This is a genomic window from Rhizobium sp. 01T444 (genome assembly GCF_056398305.1).
In genome coordinates this window covers 1-709 of sequence record NZ_JBFTPD010000176.1, presented here as the reverse complement: position 1 = coordinate 709, position 709 = coordinate 1, and the positions used below count along the sequence as shown (strand labels likewise).

General features: G+C 66.0%; 1 protein-coding gene. It reads right to left on the bottom strand.

The window, feature by feature from the left end:
* Nucleotides 1-709, bottom strand: a 709-nt coding sequence (locus AC1DTN_RS37830; protein WP_477925263.1) for a glycosyltransferase, incomplete at both ends; no start/stop codon positions are given.

Below are 709 nucleotides of genomic sequence, written 5' to 3'. Positions count from 1 at the left end.
GCCCGAGGCCATCGTCGTGGATGCGTACTGCAACGCGTTGGAAAGCCCGTGCCTGCGCAGTTCGCCGAAGCGGGGCGCAGCCTCCTCGATCTCTGCTGCAATCGCCGCAGGGTCGGTCGGGTCGATGTAGACCGCACCATCGCCGCCGATCTCGTTCATGGGCGCGAGGTCTGACGTGAAGACCGGGCAACCGCAGGCTTGCGCCTCGATGACAGGCCAGCCGAAGCCTTCGTGCAGGGAGGGGAAGAGCAAGGCGGTGGCGCACGAATAAAGAGCGCGCAGCTCCTCGTGGGAGATCTTCTGAACGGTGGTCACCCGGTCCGCCAGGCCGTGCCGAACTGCGATCTCTGCCAGATCAGGGGCGAGCTGGGGCCCGACGAAGAGAACTTTCTGGACCACCGCGGGTGTGCCGGTCTCGACCGCACGTCGATGCAGTGCGGCGAAAGCTTCCACGACCATGCGGCGATTCTTGCGTGGCAGGTCACCCCCTACGTGGATCAGGTACTTGTCTGCAGGCGTCAGGCCAAAACGGCGAAGGAGGGGCTCGGCCTCCCGCAGGGCAACAGGCGAGAAATCGTCATTCAGCCCATTGAGCACGGTATCGACCTTGCCTTCCTCGGCAAGGCCGAGGGCGAGGAGGGCGCGCTGGGTCAGGTGGGATGCGCAAGCCACCAGGTCGGCGCGGCCCAGGCCTCGTGAGATCAGGCGC